The organism is Vibrio sp. FE10 (genome assembly GCF_030297155.1).
Classification (GTDB): Bacteria; Pseudomonadota; Gammaproteobacteria; order Enterobacterales; family Vibrionaceae; genus Vibrio; species Vibrio apostichopi.
The window spans coordinates 3,676,602-3,696,218 of the sequence record NZ_AP028067.1; the positions used below are offsets into that span (position 1 = coordinate 3,676,602).

Below are 19,617 nucleotides of genomic sequence, written 5' to 3' on the forward strand. Positions count from 1 at the left end.
GGCCAATTCCTCAATGACAAAAAGTTAAACTCACGGCGCCGTAGTGTCCTCTTTATTGACTATTTCTAATAATAGCCCATGTTTCAAATGAGATACCAATCACACTATTTTGGTGAACTCATGAAAATCTCTCAGCTATCAAAGCATGGAATGATCAAACAGTAAGAATTTCCGTCTCACAATGGTAGGATTAGGCTATTACAGAACCTATATCGGAAACACCATGACAAATTCAGCACCAATCCGTATCGCTACCAGAAAAAGCCCTCTTGCCCTTTGGCAGGCATACTTTGTAAGGGATGCACTGCAAGCTGCTCACCCTGGTTTAGAGGTTGAGTTGGTAACTATGGTGACCAAAGGTGACATCATCTTAGACACTCCGCTTGCTAAAGTGGGTGGTAAAGGACTGTTCGTTAAAGAACTCGAAGTGGCGATGCTAGAAGGTCGTGCTGACCTTGCCGTTCACTCAATGAAAGATGTACCTGTCGACTTCCCTGAAGGTTTAGGTCTGGTGACGATTTGTGAACGCGAAGATCCTCGTGATGCTTTCGTATCAAACACTTACAACAACATCGATGAGCTACCACAAGGTGCTGTCGTAGGTACATGTAGCCTACGCCGTCAGTGTCAGTTACTGGAATACCGCCCTGATTTAATCATCAAAGAACTACGCGGCAATGTAGGTACTCGTTTAGGTAAACTCGATGACGGTCAATACGATGCGATCGTGCTGGCTGCTGCTGGTCTTAAGCGTCTAGAATTGGAAGAACGCATCCGCAGCTTTATCGAGCCAGAACAGTCTCTTCCAGCGGTAGGCCAAGGCGCTGTTGGTATTGAATGTCGTCTTGATGATGAGCGTCTGATTAAGCTTCTTGAACCATTGAATCATAAAGATACAGCTGATCGCGTGCTGTGCGAACGTGCTATGAACCTAACTCTGGAAGGTGGCTGCCAGGTTCCTATTGGTAGCTACTCACTATTAGACGGTGACAGCATCTGGTTGCGTGCTCTTGTCGGTGAACCGGACGGTTCTAAAATGGTTCGCGGCGAGATCTCTGGCTCTCGTAAAGATGCTGAAGCGCTTGGCGTTACTCTGGCAAATCAACTGCTGGATGACGGTGCGAGAGAAATCTTAACCAAGCTATACGCAGACCAAGAATAATTATGACCGTGTTGGTGACTCGTCCCGGTTCAGAGGGACAATCGCTTTGCCAACAACTAGCGGATGAAGGGATTCAAGCAATCCATCATCCGCTTATTCGTATCGTTGATAATCCAGACTCAGTGGATTTAAGCTCCCAGCTTAATAACAGCGATATTATTATTGCAGTCAGTCACCATGCTGTGACCGCTGCCCAAAGTCTCCTTTCAAAAACCTCATCTATTTGGCCTACTTCGCCGCTTTATCTTGGCGTTGGTCAAAAAACTGCGCACGTTTTAAGCAAAGTCTGTAAACAAAAAGTAAACTATCCTCAAGTCAGTGATAGTGAACATCTTCTTAAACTTACTGAACTTAATGGCGTAGATAATAAATCCATTTTGATACTGCGTGGCAATGGTGGGCGTGAGCTCATTCGAGATTCTTTACTCAATCGAGGTGCACAAGTCTCTTATTGTGAGACCTATCGTAGAGAATATATTCCCATTAGCGACCACAATACCTATCAAACATGGATAAACAAAAACACGTCCAAAGTTGTCATCACTAGTCAGGAGCAATTGGAGTATCTCTGCTCAATTATCCCTGATGAGTATTTGGCTTGGCTTTCAACAAGACAACTATTTGTCCCAAGCCAACGCATAGCAGAGCGAGCACAACAGCTCGGTTTCTCAAACGTGACCAATACTCAAAGTGCTACGAACCAAATATTACTGGCTGCTCTCCGGCCTTAGCTAGAAACAGGAAATAAGCATGACAAGCAAAAAAAATAATGAGCATATTGAACCTGAACAGAAACAAGACACTCAGCCAGTAGTTGTTGAAAACGAAAAAGCTGAATCTACAGAGACAAAACAGCCTGAACAAAAATTTGATGCTTCTGCGTCAAATACCGCTAAAAATGAACAACCTCAAGCTGAACATAAAGAGCAAATAGAGAAAGCGGAAAAGCAAGGTAAGCGCGGTGTCAAACTAGGCGCTATTGCGATCGCTATTTCTATTATTTTCAGCGGCGGCATCGCGTTTCAAATGCAGCAAAAGAGCGCTGAGTACTCAGCTCAAATCGCAGATCTTCAAGCACAACTGCAAAATACCCAATCTGCAGTAAATAAAGACCTACAAACCATCAAACAAGAGACTATCCAAGAAGCGTCGCACGCAGTGGAGAAAACTCAGGTTGTACAATCTCAACAACAGAAGAGCATTCAAAGCCTACAGTTAGCGGTTGCTGACGTTAAAGGCCGTCGACCGAATGACTGGTTGCTTGCTGAAGCCGATTACCTTGTGAAACTTGCTGGTCGTAAACTGTTCCTCGAGCATGATGCCGTTAGTGCAACCAAACTAATGGAAAGCGCCGATCAACGTATCGCCGCACTGAATGACCCAAGCTTAGTATCTCTGCGTCAATCCATGACCAATGACATTACTAAGCTTCGCACTATCCCTCTGATCGACCGTGATGGCTTAGTTCTTCGTATCACAAGCCTACAACAACAAGTCGATACTCTACCGCTTGCCAATGCGATTCTCCCAGAAGCTGCAGTTGTAGAGAAAAAAGCCGTATCGCAAGACATCAATGATTGGCAGAACAACCTGATGACGTCGATGAAAGACTTCTCCGAAAACTTCATCACCTTCCGCAGTCGTGATGGAGAAGTCATTCCTTTATTATCACCAGAGCAGCACTTCTACCTGCGTGAAAATATCAAAGGCAAACTAGAGACAGCCATTCGCGCCGTCTACAAAGAGCAAGGCGATATCTACAGTGCCGCACTGCAAACAGCTAACGAGTGGTCGAAGTCGTACCTAAACCAAGATAACAACTCAGTGATTGAGTTTGAGAAGGCAATTAAGCAGCTGAGCGAGCAGAATATTTCTGTGAAATATCCTGTAAAACTTGAGTCTCAAAATGAGTTGTCTGACGTGATTCGTGAACGCCTACGTCGTGAAGTAACCGTTATGACCACGGAGGAAAAATAATGATTCGTTGGATTTTTCTTTTTCTCGTTCTAGGTGCTGGACTCGTTGTTGGTACCCAGTTCTCAGGCCAGCAGGGTTATGTCCTAATCTCAATTGCTAATAAAACGATTGAGATGAGTGTGACAACTCTAGTTATTTTTGTGATTGCAGTTCTAGCGGCTTTGTTCGGCTTAGAATACCTATTTAAAAAGCTTATTTACGCAAGTTCAACCACTTGGAACTGGTTCAGTGTTCGTAAACTGAAACGCTCTCGTCGCTATACCAATGAAGGAATCATCAAACTTCTTGAAGGTGACTGGAAAGGCGCAGAGAAGAAGGTAACTCGTTGGGCTAACCACCACGACATGCCGCTGCTTTGTTATTTAGTCGCTTCTCAAGCGGCACACGAACAAGGTAATACTGGTGAGCGTGACAAATACATCGAGCTCGCTAGCCAGCAAGACAACTCATTACTTGCCGTTGAGTTAACCAAGGCTAAACAACAGATCAGTGAATCGAACTACGAAGCGGCTTTCGATACACTTTCAACATTGAAAGGTTCGTACCCGAATAACACCGCTGTACTTGGCCTGCTAAAAGCTACTTACATGCAACTTAAGCTGTGGCAGCCATTGTTAGAGCTAACTCCTAAATTGGCTAAGAACAAGCTTCTTACAGCTGAAGAGCAAGTTGAGTTAGAACAAAAAGCACAATGTGGCTTGCTTCACGATGTGGCACAACAGCAAGGTAGCGAAGGTTTAATCAGCCATTGGAACAAGCTTTCCAGGAAGCAGAAACAAAGCTCTCACCTTGTTTCCTGTTTTGTGAAGCAACTGATCGCTCGTAAAGCTGATTCAGAAGCCTTCACAGTGATTAAAGAGAACATCGCGAAGAGTGGTTCAAATGAACTCTACATGTTGCTTCCTGAGTTAAATCTTGCCGATCACCACCCTGTAGTAGTAATGCTAGAACGTGCTATCAGTAAAGACGGTGGCAATGCCGAGGCACACAGCGCATTAGCTCAGTTCTACCTAAAAGAACAGAAGTGGGCAGAAGCGCAAAGTCACTTTGAAAAAGCACTAGCACTTCGCTCAAACGTTTCAGACTACGGATACTTGTCTGATGCACTAGAGAAACAGAACTTAACCAAAGCAGCCCATGAAGTTTCTCGTAAGGCACTCGCTCTAGTTCAGCCAGCTTAATCTAATACATCTAAAATGAAGCCGGTGCCAAGCATCGGCTTTTTTATGTCTGCAGTTTGCCCTAGATAACTTCCGAAGTACCGATAGTCAAAACACTTAGGAGAAAGAACAATAGTCACCCTTCTAATAGCCTTCAAATCCTCCAACCTAGGTTGATCGAAGCTTCATCAACATAACAGTCCATTCCTAATCAAACCTACCTAGCTCTTAACTACCTACAACGAATACATATTGCTCATTGCCTTTCAAATATCATTAACGCTCTATAAGTACTGATTTTAAGTCGCAAAGTTAAATCACCATGAAATCACTCACAAGGTCTCCCCAAAAACACAGAGAGACACTTTAGATCAATGCGAAGACTAGCTTAGTCAATTCTGAAAAAAGCACTGTAGAAGCCATTAGAGTTGGCTGAAACCTATGTATAAGTTATTGAAGGAATGAGGAACAGGTAGCTAGAGGGTTGTAGCGAAGAAAAAGAAAACGTTTCGCGGTAGTTGTCACCTAATCGAAGTGGGATCGATATTAGAGTGGGCTTAGCTATTGTAGTTACTAGGTGAAAAACCCACATCCCAGCAATACGCCTCAAAGCTATGGATTTTGTAAGCCCGAACTATCTTTGTAACTAATTTACTGCTTCAAGACTAAAGAAGGGGGATGTATCACTGCGGACTTCAAACTCTAGATGAAACCAATGCTGAGATACAACAAAGCCTCCCAGTTTAAAGCGAGGATTAGTCATGACGCAGAGTACGCTTAACGTATAGTTTATTTGGAATGCTCACAAAGGGGTTCAATCTGTAAACACATTTCAGGACGGGACAGCCTAGAAACGTAAAAAGCCCTGCTATTCCTAGCAGAGCTTTCAAATCAATGGTTGATTCGGGGGTTATTTGGGATGAACAACTTTACGAAAGTTGTAGCCAAGACTTAAAACCTATACCCCAGAAACGACGAAAGCCTAGTCGTAAGACTAGGCTTTCTGATAAGTGGCGGAGTGGACGGGACTCGAACCCGCGACCCCCGGCGTGACAGGCCGGTATTCTAACCAACTGAACTACCACTCCGCAGTGGTCAACTCACTAAGTGAGTGTCCATATCTCCAGGTCGGTCAACCTAAAGATTTAATTTAAAGCCTGGCGATGTCCTACTCTCACATGGGGAAGCCCCACACTACCATCGGCGCTATTGTGTTTCACTTCTGAGTTCGGCATGGAATCAGGTGGGTCCACAATGCTATGGTCGCCAAGCAAATTTTAAAATTCGGAAAGCTAATCTAAAAGTATTTCTCTTCAAACGCATTCAAGGTCTGGTACATCTGAGTCCACAAAACCCCTTGGGTGTTGTATGGTTAAGCCTCACGGGCAATTAGTACAGGTTAGCTCAATGCCTCGCAGCACTTACACACCCTGCCTATCAACGTCGTAGTCTACGACAACCCTTTAGGACACTTATAGTGCCAGGGAAAACTCATCTCAAGGCTCGCTTCCCGCTTAGATGCTTTCAGCGGTTATCGATTCCGAACTTAGCTACCGGGCAATGCCATTGGCATGACAACCCGAACACCAGAGGTTCGTCCACTCCGGTCCTCTCGTACTAGGAGCAGCCCCTTTCAATTTTCCAACGCCCACGGCAGATAGGGACCGAACTGTCTCACGACGTTCTAAACCCAGCTCGCGTACCACTTTAAATGGCGAACAGCCATACCCTTGGGACCGACTTCAGCCCCAGGATGTGATGAGCCGACATCGAGGTGCCAAACACCGCCGTCGATATGAACTCTTGGGCGGTATCAGCCTGTTATCCCCGGAGTACCTTTTATCCGTTGAGCGATGGCCCTTCCATTCAGAACCACCGGATCACTATGACCTGCTTTCGCACCTGCTCGAATTGTCATTCTCGCAGTCAAGCGGGCTTATGCCATTGCACTAACCACACGATGTCCAACCGTGTTTAGCCCACCTTCGTGCTCCTCCGTTACTCTTTGGGAGGAGACCGCCCCAGTCAAACTACCCACCAGGCACTGTCCGTAATCCCGATTCAGGGACCAACGTTAGAACATCAAAACTACAAGGGTGGTATTTCAAGGACGACTCCACCACATCTAGCGACGCGGTTTCATAGTCTCCCACCTATCCTACACATGTAGGTTCAATGTTCAGTGCCAAGCTGTAGTAAAGGTTCACGGGGTCTTTCCGTCTAGCCGCGGGTACACTGCATCTTCACAGCGATTTCAATTTCACTGAGTCTCGGGTGGAGACAGCGTGGCCATCATTACGCCATTCGTGCAGGTCGGAACTTACCCGACAAGGAATTTCGCTACCTTAGGACCGTTATAGTTACGGCCGCCGTTTACCGGGGCTTCGATCAAGAGCTTCGACCGAAGTCTAACCCCATCAATTAACCTTCCGGCACCGGGCAGGCGTCACACCGTATACGTCATCTTACGATTTTGCACAGTGCTGTGTTTTTAATAAACAGTTGCAGCCACCTGGTATCTGCGACTCTCGTCTGCTCCATCCGCAAGGGACTTCACTGATAAGAGCGTACCTTCTCCCGAAGTTACGGTACCATTTTGCCTAGTTCCTTCACCCGAGTTCTCTCAAGCGCCTTGGTATTCTCTACCCGACCACCTGTGTCGGTTTGGGGTACGATTCCTTACAATCTGAAGCTTAGAGGCTTTTCCTGGAAGCATGGCATCAATGACTTCACTACCGTAGTAGCTCGACATCGTATCTCAGCGTTAAAGAAAGTCCGGATTTACCTAAACTTTCCGCCTACATACTTGAACCTGGACAACCGTCGCCAGGCCCACCTAGCCTTCTCCGTCCCCCCATCGCAATTGTAAGAAGTACGGGAATATTAACCCGTTTCCCATCGACTACGCCTTTCGGCCTCGCCTTAGGAGTCGACTTACCCTGCCCCGATTAACGTTGGACAGGAACCCTTGGTCTTCCGGCGAGGGAGTTTTTCACTCCCTTTATCGTTACTCATGTCAGCATTCGCACTTCTGATACCTCCAGCAGCCCTTACAGACCACCTTCAACGGCTTACAGAACGCTCCCCTACCCCACATACCCTAAGGTACGTAGCCGCAGCTTCGGTGTATAGCTTAGCCCCGTTACATCTTCCGCGCAGGCCGACTCGACCAGTGAGCTATTACGCTTTCTTTAAATGATGGCTGCTTCTAAGCCAACATCCTGGCTGTCTGAGCCTTCCCACATCGTTTCCCACTTAGCTATACTTTGGGACCTTAGCTGGCGGTCTGGGTTGTTTCCCTCTCCACGACGGACGTTAGCACCCGCCGTGTGTCTCCCGGATAGTACTTACTGGTATTCGGAGTTTGCAAAGGGTTGGTAAGTCGGGATGACCCCCTAGCCTTAACAGTGCTCTACCCCCAGTAGTATTCGTCCGAGGCGCTACCTAAATAGCTTTCGGGGAGAACCAGCTATCTCCAGGTTTGATTGGCCTTTCACCCCTAGCCACAAGTCATCCGCTAATTTTTCAACATTAGTCGGTTCGGTCCTCCAGTTGATGTTACTCAACCTTCAACCTGCCCATGGCTAGATCACCTGGTTTCGGGTCTAATCCTAGCAACTGTACGCCCAGTTAAGACTCGGTTTCCCTACGGCTCCCCTAAACGGTTAACCTTGCTACTAAAATTAAGTCGCTGACCCATTATACAAAAGGTACGCAGTCACACCACGAAGGTGCTCCTACTGCTTGTACGTACACGGTTTCAGGTTCTATTTCACTCCCCTCACAGGGGTTCTTTTCGCCTTTCCCTCACGGTACTGGTTCACTATCGGTCAGTCAGTAGTATTTAGCCTTGGAGGATGGTCCCCCCATATTCAGACAGGATATCACGTGTCCCGCCCTACTCGATTTCACTGATTATGATGTGTCGGTTACGGGGCTATCACCCTTTGTTGCGCCACTTTCCAGAGGCTTCACCTGCATCATTAAAAGCTTAAGGGCTAATCCAATTTCGCTCGCCGCTACTTTCGGAATCTCGGTTGATTTCTCTTCCTCGGGGTACTTAGATGTTTCAGTTCCCCCGGTTTGCCTCCTGTTGCTATGTATTCACAACAGGATACGTGCTTATGCACGTGGGTTTCCCCATTCAGAAATCCCAGACTCAAAAGGTTATTACTACCTAATCTGGGCTTATCGCAAGTTATTACGTCTTTCATCGCCTCTGACTGCCAAGGCATCCACCGTGTACGCTTAGTCACTTAACCATACAACCCGAAAGGGTCTTAGTGTATGGCAACTAACCAAGGTTTTTGGTTGTCATTAAGAAGGGTTAATTCTCAATGACTGTTTGCCGGACTCAATTGTGAATCAAATAAATTTGATTCGAATACAAGACACTTGAATGTGTTTGTTGTGTTTATCTAATAAAAGATAAACATTGAGAACTTTTAAATTTGATTTGAATTACTCGTAAGTAATCAAATCAGTCAGCTTTCCAAATTGTTAAAGAGCTAGATTTCTTTCGAAACCATTTTTAAATATTTTCAGATAAAAACACTTAAAGATGGTGGAGCTATGCGGGATCGAACCGCAGACCTCCTGCGTGCAAGGCAGGCGCTCTCCCAGCTGAGCTATAGCCCCATCTTTGTTTCTAGTCGATATTGGTGGGTCTGAGTGGACTCGAACCACCGACCTCCCGCTTATCAGGCGAGCGCTCTAACCAGCTGAGCTACAGACCCAATATCGTCTCTTTTACTTTTCTAAACCTAATCAATCTGTGTGGACACTCATCGTAAGTATCTTCGTATAAGGAGGTGATCCAGCCCCAGGTTCCCCTAGGGCTACCTTGTTACGACTTCACCCCAGTCATGAACCACAAAGTGGTGAGCGTCCTCCCCGAAAGGTTAAACTACCCACTTCTTTTGCAGCCCACTCCCATGGTGTGACGGGCGGTGTGTACAAGGCCCGGGAACGTATTCACCGTGACATTCTGATTCACGATTACTAGCGATTCCGACTTCATGGAGTCGAGTTGCAGACTCCAATCCGGACTACGACGCACTTTTTGGGATTCGCTCACTATCGCTAGCTTGCTGCCCTCTGTATGCGCCATTGTAGCACGTGTGTAGCCCTACTCGTAAGGGCCATGATGACTTGACGTCGTCCCCACCTTCCTCCGGTTTATCACCGGCAGTCTCCCTGGAGTTCCCGACATTACTCGCTGGCAAACAAGGATAAGGGTTGCGCTCGTTGCGGGACTTAACCCAACATTTCACAACACGAGCTGACGACAGCCATGCAGCACCTGTCTCAGAGCTCCCGAAGGCACACCTGCGTCTCCGCTGGCTTCTCTGGATGTCAAGAGTAGGTAAGGTTCTTCGCGTTGCATCGAATTAAACCACATGCTCCACCGCTTGTGCGGGCCCCCGTCAATTCATTTGAGTTTTAATCTTGCGACCGTACTCCCCAGGCGGTCTACTTAACGCGTTAGCTCCGAAAGCCACGGCTCAAGGCCACAACCTCCAAGTAGACATCGTTTACGGCGTGGACTACCAGGGTATCTAATCCTGTTTGCTCCCCACGCTTTCGCATCTGAGTGTCAGTGTCTGTCCAGGGGGCCGCCTTCGCCACTGGTATTCCTTCAGATCTCTACGCATTTCACCGCTACACCTGAAATTCTACCCCCCTCTACAGCACTCTAGTTCACCAGTTTCAAATGCAGTTCCGAGGTTGAGCCCCGGGCTTTCACATCTGACTTAATGAACCACCTGCATGCGCTTTACGCCCAGTAATTCCGATTAACGCTCGCACCCTCCGTATTACCGCGGCTGCTGGCACGGAGTTAGCCGGTGCTTCTTCTGTTGCTAACGTCAAGATATGCAGCTATTAACTACACACCCTTCCTCACAACTGAAAGTACTTTACAACCCGAAGGCCTTCTTCATACACGCGGCATGGCTGCATCAGGCTTTCGCCCATTGTGCAATATTCCCCACTGCTGCCTCCCGTAGGAGTCTGGACCGTGTCTCAGTTCCAGTGTGGCTGATCATCCTCTCAGACCAGCTAGGGATCGTCGCCTTGGTGAGCCATTACCTCACCAACTAGCTAATCCCACCTAGGCATATCTTGACGCGAGAGGCCCGAAGGTCCCCCTCTTTGGCCCGTAGGCATTATGCGGTATTAGCCATCGTTTCCAATGGTTATCCCCCACATCAAGGCAATTTCCTAGGCATTACTCACCCGTCCGCCGCTCGACGCCCATTAAATCCTCCGAAGATTCAATAATGTCGTTTCCGCTCGACTTGCATGTGTTAGGCCTGCCGCCAGCGTTCAATCTGAGCCATGATCAAACTCTTCAATTTAAGATTTTGTGACTCAACGAATACTGACTTCAAAACTATTCTTTATAAATAAAGAGTGTAATTTTAAAGCTATTACCATTCCAACAGAATGGTAATGAATTGACTGTGCCAAATAACCGAAGTTATTCGTATTGGTCACTCAGTTCATTGAAATCAATTTTGTTACCGAAGTAACTGTTTTATCCAAAGGATAAAACGTTTTGATATTCATCAACGAGTGCCCACACAGATTGATAGGTTTAAATTGTTAAAGAGCTTTGCTTTCAGTGTCTTAGCACGTAAGCAGGACGCGTATAATACGCTTTCCACTTTGAAAGTCAACATAAAATACTAAGAAAACTTAGAACTCTATGGTGACTTGTCTATTTAATAGACAAAGTCGAACTTTTGTCTTCACTTTTAAAAAAGTGAAAATAAATTTGGAGCCTGGCGATGTCCTACTCTCACATGGGGAAGCCCCACACTACCATCGGCGCTATTGTGTTTCACTTCTGAGTTCGGCATGGAATCAGGTGGGTCCACAATGCTATGGTCGCCAAGCAAATTTTAAAATTCGGAAAGCTAATCTAAAAGTATTTCTCTTCAAACGCATTCAAGGTCTGGTACATCTGAGTCCACAAAACCCCTTGGGTGTTGTATGGTTAAGCCTCACGGGCAATTAGTACAGGTTAGCTCAATGCCTCGCAGCACTTACACACCCTGCCTATCAACGTCGTAGTCTACGACAACCCTTTAGGACACTTATAGTGCCAGGGAAAACTCATCTCAAGGCTCGCTTCCCGCTTAGATGCTTTCAGCGGTTATCGATTCCGAACTTAGCTACCGGGCAATGCCATTGGCATGACAACCCGAACACCAGAGGTTCGTCCACTCCGGTCCTCTCGTACTAGGAGCAGCCCCTTTCAATTTTCCAACGCCCACGGCAGATAGGGACCGAACTGTCTCACGACGTTCTAAACCCAGCTCGCGTACCACTTTAAATGGCGAACAGCCATACCCTTGGGACCGACTTCAGCCCCAGGATGTGATGAGCCGACATCGAGGTGCCAAACACCGCCGTCGATATGAACTCTTGGGCGGTATCAGCCTGTTATCCCCGGAGTACCTTTTATCCGTTGAGCGATGGCCCTTCCATTCAGAACCACCGGATCACTATGACCTGCTTTCGCACCTGCTCGAATTGTCATTCTCGCAGTCAAGCGGGCTTATGCCATTGCACTAACCACACGATGTCCAACCGTGTTTAGCCCACCTTCGTGCTCCTCCGTTACTCTTTGGGAGGAGACCGCCCCAGTCAAACTACCCACCAGGCACTGTCCGTAATCCCGATTCAGGGACCAACGTTAGAACATCAAAACTACAAGGGTGGTATTTCAAGGACGACTCCACCACATCTAGCGACGCGGTTTCATAGTCTCCCACCTATCCTACACATGTAGGTTCAATGTTCAGTGCCAAGCTGTAGTAAAGGTTCACGGGGTCTTTCCGTCTAGCCGCGGGTACACTGCATCTTCACAGCGATTTCAATTTCACTGAGTCTCGGGTGGAGACAGCGTGGCCATCATTACGCCATTCGTGCAGGTCGGAACTTACCCGACAAGGAATTTCGCTACCTTAGGACCGTTATAGTTACGGCCGCCGTTTACCGGGGCTTCGATCAAGAGCTTCGACCGAAGTCTAACCCCATCAATTAACCTTCCGGCACCGGGCAGGCGTCACACCGTATACGTCATCTTACGATTTTGCACAGTGCTGTGTTTTTAATAAACAGTTGCAGCCACCTGGTATCTGCGACTCTCGTCTGCTCCATCCGCAAGGGACTTCACTGATAAGAGCGTACCTTCTCCCGAAGTTACGGTACCATTTTGCCTAGTTCCTTCACCCGAGTTCTCTCAAGCGCCTTGGTATTCTCTACCCGACCACCTGTGTCGGTTTGGGGTACGATTCCTTACAATCTGAAGCTTAGAGGCTTTTCCTGGAAGCATGGCATCAATGACTTCACTACCGTAGTAGCTCGACATCGTATCTCAGCGTTAAGAAAGTCCGGATTTACCTAAACTTTCCGCCTACGTACTTGAACCTGGACAACCGTCGCCAGGCCCACCTAGCCTTCTCCGTCCCCCCATCGCAATTGTAAGAAGTACGGGAATATTAACCCGTTTCCCATCGACTACGCCTTTCGGCCTCGCCTTAGGAGTCGACTTACCCTGCCCCGATTAACGTTGGACAGGAACCCTTGGTCTTCCGGCGAGGGAGTTTTTCACTCCCTTTATCGTTACTCATGTCAGCATTCGCACTTCTGATACCTCCAGCAGCCCTTACAGACCACCTTCAACGGCTTACAGAACGCTCCCCTACCCCACATACCCTAAGGTACGTAGCCGCAGCTTCGGTGTATAGCTTAGCCCCGTTACATCTTCCGCGCAGGCCGACTCGACCAGTGAGCTATTACGCTTTCTTTAAATGATGGCTGCTTCTAAGCCAACATCCTGGCTGTCTGAGCCTTCCCACATCGTTTCCCACTTAGCTATACTTTGGGACCTTAGCTGGCGGTCTGGGTTGTTTCCCTCTCCACGACGGACGTTAGCACCCGCCGTGTGTCTCCCGGATAGTACTTACTGGTATTCGGAGTTTGCAAAGGGTTGGTAAGTCGGGATGACCCCCTAGCCTTAACAGTGCTCTACCCCCAGTAGTATTCGTCCGAGGCGCTACCTAAATAGCTTTCGGGGAGAACCAGCTATCTCCAGGTTTGATTGGCCTTTCACCCCTAGCCACAAGTCATCCGCTAATTTTTCAACATTAGTCGGTTCGGTCCTCCAGTTGATGTTACTCAACCTTCAACCTGCCCATGGCTAGATCACCTGGTTTCGGGTCTAATCCTAGCAACTGTACGCCCAGTTAAGACTCGGTTTCCCTACGGCTCCCCTAAACGGTTAACCTTGCTACTAAAATTAAGTCGCTGACCCATTATACAAAAGGTACGCAGTCACACCACGAAGGTGCTCCTACTGCTTGTACGTACACGGTTTCAGGTTCTATTTCACTCCCCTCACAGGGGTTCTTTTCGCCTTTCCCTCACGGTACTGGTTCACTATCGGTCAGTCAGTAGTATTTAGCCTTGGAGGATGGTCCCCCCATATTCAGACAGGATATCACGTGTCCCGCCCTACTCGATTTCACTGATTATGATGTGTCGGTTACGGGGCTATCACCCTTTGTTGCGCCACTTTCCAGAGGCTTCACCTGCATCATTAAAAGCTTAAGGGCTAATCCAATTTCGCTCGCCGCTACTTTCGGAATCTCGGTTGATTTCTCTTCCTCGGGGTACTTAGATGTTTCAGTTCCCCCGGTTTGCCTCCTGTTGCTATGTATTCACAACAGGATACGTGCTTATGCACGTGGGTTTCCCCATTCAGAAATCCCAGACTCAAAAGGTTATTACTACCTAATCTGGGCTTATCGCAAGTTATTACGTCTTTCATCGCCTCTGACTGCCAAGGCATCCACCGTGTACGCTTAGTCACTTAACCATACAACCCGAAAGGGTCTCTGTTTTACTTTCGCTTTTGAAAAGCGAAAACAAACTAGTATGGCAACTAACCAAGGTTTTTGGTTGTCATCAAGAAGGGTTAATTCTTGATGACTGTTTGCCGGACTCAATTGTGAATCAAATAAATTTGATTCGAATACAAGACACTTGAATGTGTTTGTTGTGTTTATACCGTTCTTATTAACTAAGAGCAGATAAACATTGAGAACTTTTAAATTTGATTTGAATTACTCGTAAGTAATCAAATCAGTCAGCTTTCCAAATTGTTAAAGAGCATAAAGCAAAAAGCTTTAATCAATAACTTACGTTATTAATTAAAGCTCTGGCTTTAACTAAATCTAAACCATCAATCTGTGTGGACACTCATCGTAAGTATCTTCGTATAAGGAGGTGATCCAGCCCCAGGTTCCCCTAGGGCTACCTTGTTACGACTTCACCCCAGTCATGAACCACAAAGTGGTGAGCGTCCTCCTCGAAAGGTTAAACTACCCACTTCTTTTGCAGCCCACTCCCATGGTGTGACGGGCGGTGTGTACAAGGCCCGGGAACGTATTCACCGTGACATTCTGATTCACGATTACTAGCGATTCCGACTTCATGGAGTCGAGTTGCAGACTCCAATCCGGACTACGACGCACTTTTTGGGATTCGCTCACTATCGCTAGCTTGCTGCCCTCTGTATGCGCCATTGTAGCACGTGTGTAGCCCTACTCGTAAGGGCCATGATGACTTGACGTCGTCCCCACCTTCCTCCGGTTTATCACCGGCAGTCTCCCTGGAGTTCCCGACATTACTCGCTGGCAAACAAGGATAAGGGTTGCGCTCGTTGCGGGACTTAACCCAACATTTCACAACACGAGCTGACGACAGCCATGCAGCACCTGTCTCAGAGCTCCCGAAGGCACACCTGCGTCTCCGCTGGCTTCTCTGGATGTCAAGAGTAGGTAAGGTTCTTCGCGTTGCATCGAATTAAACCACATGCTCCACCGCTTGTGCGGGCCCCCGTCAATTCATTTGAGTTTTAATCTTGCGACCGTACTCCCCAGGCGGTCTACTTAACGCGTTAGCTCCGAAAGCCACGGCTCAAGGCCACAACCTCCAAGTAGACATCGTTTACGGCGTGGACTACCAGGGTATCTAATCCTGTTTGCTCCCCACGCTTTCGCATCTGAGTGTCAGTGTCTGTCCAGGGGGCCGCCTTCGCCACTGGTATTCCTTCAGATCTCTACGCATTTCACCGCTACACCTGAAATTCTACCCCCCTCTACAGCACTCTAGTTCACCAGTTTCAAATGCAGTTCCGAGGTTGAGCCCCGGGCTTTCACATCTGACTTAATGAACCACCTGCATGCGCTTTACGCCCAGTAATTCCGATTAACGCTCGCACCCTCCGTATTACCGCGGCTGCTGGCACGGAGTTAGCCGGTGCTTCTTCTGTTGCTAACGTCAAGATGTGCAGCTATTAACTACACACCCTTCCTCACAACTGAAAGTACTTTACAACCCGAAGGCCTTCTTCATACACGCGGCATGGCTGCATCAGGCTTTCGCCCATTGTGCAATATTCCCCACTGCTGCCTCCCGTAGGAGTCTGGACCGTGTCTCAGTTCCAGTGTGGCTGATCATCCTCTCAGACCAGCTAGGGATCGTCGCCTTGGTGAGCCATTACCTCACCAACTAGCTAATCCCACCTAGGCATATCTTGACGCGAGAGGCCCGAAGGTCCCCCTCTTTGGCCCGTAGGCATTATGCGGTATTAGCCATCGTTTCCAATGGTTATCCCCCACATCAAGGCAATTTCCTAGGCATTACTCACCCGTCCGCCGCTCGACGCCCATTAACGCACCCGAAGGATTGTTAGTGTCGTTTCCGCTCGACTTGCATGTGTTAGGCCTGCCGCCAGCGTTCAATCTGAGCCATGATCAAACTCTTCAATTTAAGATTTTGTGACTCAACGAATACTGACTTCAAAACTAATATTCATGTAAACATGAACATGTAATTCTAAAGCTATTACCATTCCAACAGAATGGTAATGAATTGACTGTGCCGAATAACTACAAGTAGTTAAACGTATTGGTCACTCAGTTCATTGAAATCAATTTTGATTCCGAAGAATCTGTTTTATCTAACGATAAAACGTTTTGATATTCATCAACGAGTGCCCACACAGATTGATAGGTTTAAATTGTTAAAGAGCTTCACTTGTTGAGCATTCCTTTTAAGTAAGGAGCCTCTCGAAGTGGACGGCCATTCTAGCGAATTAACATTCAGTGTCAAACACTTTTTGAAAATTAATTTTTGTCGCTTTCCGTCTGACTGATTCTTGCTGAAGCCTTGTGGCGTCTGCCGTCTCAGTGGTGTCGCATTATAGGGAACCCACTCAGCTTAGCAACTACTTTTTCATGAAAAATGAATAAATAGAGGTTAAGTGCCTAATAGTTCACCTAAACGGAAAAAAGAGAGCATTTCTGCTCTCTTTTTACTCTAAATCTAAAAGTATTCTTAGATAAATGCGTAAGCATCTGCGTACATATGGTCACGCTTTGCTTCTTTATTCTGAGTAAACAAGTCTCTTGCAGCACCTGCCATTTCGAAACGACCCGCAATGTAGATATCGAAATCAGCTAATGATTCGAAACTTTGCGTGATTGCTTCAAGTACATTACCCGTTTGACCGTGCCAAACTTCAGGCGCTTCTTCTACTACTGGTACAAAATGTACATTGCTGTGTTTTTCTGCAATGTCGACAAGCTCTTCTTTCGCGTATAGCTGGCACTCATCTTTTGCGCCCCAGTATAGATGAATCTCTTTTTTACTGTTCTGCGCGATGCAGTGATCGAGAATAGAACGCACGTAGCTAAAGCCAGTACCACCAGCAATGAGTAATAGAGGACGATCGCTTTCTTCTTTAACCCACGCATCACCGTGCGGAGCATCAATAGCTATGTCGCCATCTTCTGCTTGCGCTTTCTTCATTGCCTCAACAACTTCTGAAGCGTAAGCATTGTGCTCCGCTGCACCAATGTGTAACTCAAGCTCGCCTTCATGGCGACAAGGGCTGCTTGCAATCGAAAATGGACGCTTATCTTTTTCACCCATTTCAACCATCAAGTATTGGCCCGCTTTAAAAGCTACTGGTGTTTCTGGGTGAAGTAGGATTTGGTAAGTGTTACAAGCTAATGGCTCGATAGACTTCACTTTACATTTAATAGTCATGTTCTTCCTCTCACTAACCCTTAATCGGCAAAGGTTAGAACTAAATTACTTTCTGCAAATGCTTGGCAAGCAAAAATCCAACCTTGTAGCTGCTCTTTCTCTGTGAGCATGGGTTCAAGGTGGTAACTCACTTGGCCTTCTAATTTTTTGCACATACACATAGCGCATGCACCAACTTGGCAGCGGTTTGGAAAATTGACATTGCTGTTGAGCGCAGCATCCAAAACCGTTTGCCCTTTTTCTACGGTAAAACTGATATTTTCTGGGTATAAGACTACTTGGAAGCTCATGAGATTCCTAGTTGTTCCCAGATGCTATCAATTTTTTTAACGACGTCTGGGTTCTTAGTGATTGGAACACCCCACTCACGCAGGCACTCACCTTCAAACTTGTTCGTCGCATCTAGGCCCATTTTTGAGTGTCCAGTTTGGTTTTTCAGGAAGAACGTATCTCTGGCCGGATCCATTCTTGTAGTCACCGCCCAGATGATGTCATTCCAGTCACTGACATTAACGTCACTATCACACACGATGACAAACTTGTTCTCATCGAACTTAGACCAAACCGCTTCAATGATTTTCTTACCATTGCCTGCTGCTTGTTTATCGATAGACACAACGACCATGCAAGCATTGTCATTCTGTAAGTGAATATCAATAATTTCAGGGAAGGTTTCGGTTAGCTCAGCTAGGCAACCTTCAATATGCTGACTATCTATAGGTAAAGATTTAGCATCAGGTGATAGTGCTAGCTCCGCATCCCACTTCTTAGTAATGTCTAAACCCATTTTTGAGCCTAAACCTACCACTGGCGATGCAAAATCTAGTGAATCGATAGGTGTGTTCTCTATCATCAAGCTATCACGAGACGGATCCATATGTTCACACATGGCAGCGGTCACTTCAGACCAATCACGTGCGTTAACATCCTCATCGCATACCAAGACAAATTTTGTGTACATGAATTGGCGTAGGAAAGACCATACACCCATCATCACGCGCTTAGCGTGACCTGGGTATTGCTTCTTCATGGTCACTACCGCCATTCGGTACGAACAACCTTCAGGTGGCAAGTAGAAGTCTTCTATCTCCGGGAATTGCTTTTGAAGAATAGGAACAAACACTTCATTTAGCGCAACACCCAATACCGCAGGCTCATCAGGTGGACGGCCAGTATAAGTACTGTGATAGATAGGGTTCTCTCGCATGGTTACATGAGTAATAGTAAACACATGGTGCTTTTCTTTCTCGTTGTAGTAACCAGTATGATCTCCGTAAGGCCCTTCATCCGCGAATTCATTCGGGTCGATATAACCTTCCATCACGATTTCTGCACTTGCAGGAACTTCTAAGTCGTTGCTGATTGATTTAACGACCTCAGTTTTACTGCCACGCAATAAGCCGGCAAACGCGTATTCCGATAAAGTATCTGGAACGGGTGTAACGGCACCAAGAATCGTGGCAGGATCTGCACCAAACGCTACCGATACAGGGAATGGCTTGCCAGGGTTGGTTTCCATCCAATCACGTAGATCGAGCGCGCCACCACGGTGGGCTAACCAACGCATGATGATTTTATTCTTACCAATCTTTTGTTGGCGATAGATACCTAAGTTTTGGCGTTTCTTGTTCGGACCACGCGTAACGGTCAAACCCCATGTTAACAATGGTGCGACATCATCAGCCCAGCAACTCATCACCGGGATTTTATCAAGATCGACGTCATCGCCTTGCCATACAATTTGCTGACAGGCCGCCTTACGAAGGCGCTTAGCTGGCATGTTTAAGACTTGCTTAAACACAGGCAGCTTATCGATAGCGTCTTTAAAACCTTTCGGTGGCTCAGGTTCTTTTAAGTAAGCAAGCAACTTACCTACTTCGCGTAACTCTTTGACCTCTTGACGCCCCATACCAATGGCTACGCGATCAGGAGTACCGAATAGATTGGTCAAAACAGGCATGTCATAGCCTACGGGGTTTTCAAATAAAAGAGCCGGGCCACCAGCACGTAGAGTACGGTCGCTAATCTCGGTCATTTCATAGTCTGGGTCGACAGGGTGAGAAATGCGTTTCAACTGACCAATGCTTTCAAGATGGTCGACAAAATCACGTAAATCTTTAAAACTCATAGGGCTTCTACATGCTGATTATTCTGCGCTCAGTATATCAAAAAGGGCGACACTGAGATCCC

7 protein-coding genes, 3 tRNA genes and 6 rRNA genes are annotated in these 19,617 nt (G+C 47.0%); 4 read left to right on the forward strand and 12 right to left on the reverse strand.

Features of this window, described 5'->3' with window-relative positions:
* Nucleotides 1-223 precede the first annotated feature (223 nt).
* The 4 genes from hemC to QUF19_RS16545 are packed head-to-tail and all read left to right on the forward strand — an operon-like array spanning nucleotide 224 to nucleotide 4,320.
* Nucleotides 224-1,162: a hydroxymethylbilane synthase gene (gene hemC, locus QUF19_RS16530; protein ID WP_286295088.1), complete on the forward strand. Its 939-nt coding sequence runs from the start codon at nucleotides 224-226 to the stop codon at nucleotides 1,160-1,162.
* Between the two features lie 2 nt (nucleotides 1,163-1,164).
* The gene (locus QUF19_RS16535) at nucleotides 1,165-1,893 is read left to right on the forward strand and encodes a uroporphyrinogen-III synthase (protein ID WP_286295090.1); all 729 of its coding nucleotides are present in this window, start codon (nucleotides 1,165-1,167) and stop codon (nucleotides 1,891-1,893) included.
* Nucleotides 1,894-1,912: 19 nt separating this feature from the next.
* A complete protein-coding gene (locus QUF19_RS16540) occupies nucleotides 1,913-3,139 on the forward strand; it encodes a uroporphyrinogen-III C-methyltransferase (RefSeq protein ID WP_286295092.1) in 1,227 nt (408 codons plus the stop codon).
* Nucleotides 3,139-4,320, forward strand: a complete 1,182-nt coding sequence (locus QUF19_RS16545; RefSeq protein ID WP_286295094.1) for a heme biosynthesis protein HemY — start codon at nucleotides 3,139-3,141, stop codon at nucleotides 4,318-4,320. The genes QUF19_RS16540 and QUF19_RS16545 overlap by 1 nt, the downstream gene beginning before the upstream one ends.
* Nucleotides 4,321-5,310: 990 nt before the next feature.
* On the opposite strand, the gene QUF19_RS16550 is transcribed toward QUF19_RS16545, so the two are convergent.
* The 12 genes from QUF19_RS16550 to ubiD all read right to left on the reverse strand — a co-directional run bounded on the left by QUF19_RS16550 (nucleotide 5,311) and on the right by ubiD (nucleotide 19,555).
* Nucleotides 5,311-5,387 (reverse strand) — tRNA-Asp (locus tag QUF19_RS16550).
* Between the two features lie 67 nt (nucleotides 5,388-5,454).
* A 5S ribosomal RNA gene (rrf, locus tag QUF19_RS16555) occupies nucleotides 5,455-5,570 on the reverse strand.
* Nucleotides 5,571-5,667: 97 nt separating this feature from the next.
* A 23S ribosomal RNA gene (locus tag QUF19_RS16560) occupies nucleotides 5,668-8,561 on the reverse strand.
* Nucleotides 8,562-8,861: 300 nt separating this feature from the next.
* Nucleotides 8,862-8,937, reverse strand: a tRNA-Ala gene (locus QUF19_RS16565).
* A 21-nt stretch (nucleotides 8,938-8,958) separates the two neighbouring features.
* Nucleotides 8,959-9,035: transfer RNA gene (locus QUF19_RS16570), tRNA-Ile, on the reverse strand.
* Between the two features lie 68 nt (nucleotides 9,036-9,103).
* A 16S ribosomal RNA gene (locus QUF19_RS16575) occupies nucleotides 9,104-10,658 on the reverse strand.
* A 424-nt stretch (nucleotides 10,659-11,082) separates the two neighbouring features.
* Nucleotides 11,083-11,198: ribosomal RNA gene (gene rrf, locus QUF19_RS16580) — 5S ribosomal RNA — on the reverse strand.
* A gap of 97 nt (nucleotides 11,199-11,295) precedes the next feature.
* Nucleotides 11,296-14,188 (reverse strand): 23S ribosomal RNA (locus tag QUF19_RS16585).
* 403 nt (nucleotides 14,189-14,591) lie between these two features.
* Nucleotides 14,592-16,146 (reverse strand): 16S ribosomal RNA (locus QUF19_RS16590).
* The 16S, 23S and 5S rRNA genes sit together here with 3 tRNA genes alongside, the layout of an rRNA operon.
* A 567-nt stretch (nucleotides 16,147-16,713) precedes the next feature.
* A complete protein-coding gene (gene fre / locus QUF19_RS16595; RefSeq protein WP_286295095.1) occupies nucleotides 16,714-17,427 on the reverse strand; it encodes an NAD(P)H-flavin reductase in 714 nt (237 codons plus the stop codon).
* A gap of 20 nt (nucleotides 17,428-17,447) precedes the next feature.
* Nucleotides 17,448-17,717: a 2Fe-2S iron-sulfur cluster-binding protein gene (locus tag QUF19_RS16600; protein ID WP_102434044.1), complete on the reverse strand. Its 270-nt coding sequence runs from the start codon at nucleotides 17,715-17,717 to the stop codon at nucleotides 17,448-17,450.
* Nucleotides 17,714-19,555: a 4-hydroxy-3-polyprenylbenzoate decarboxylase gene (gene ubiD / locus QUF19_RS16605; RefSeq protein WP_286295097.1), complete on the reverse strand. Its 1,842-nt coding sequence runs from the start codon at nucleotides 19,553-19,555 to the stop codon at nucleotides 17,714-17,716. Before ubiD ends, QUF19_RS16600 begins: the two co-directional genes overlap by 4 nt.
* Between the last annotated feature and the right edge of the window lie 62 nt (nucleotides 19,556-19,617).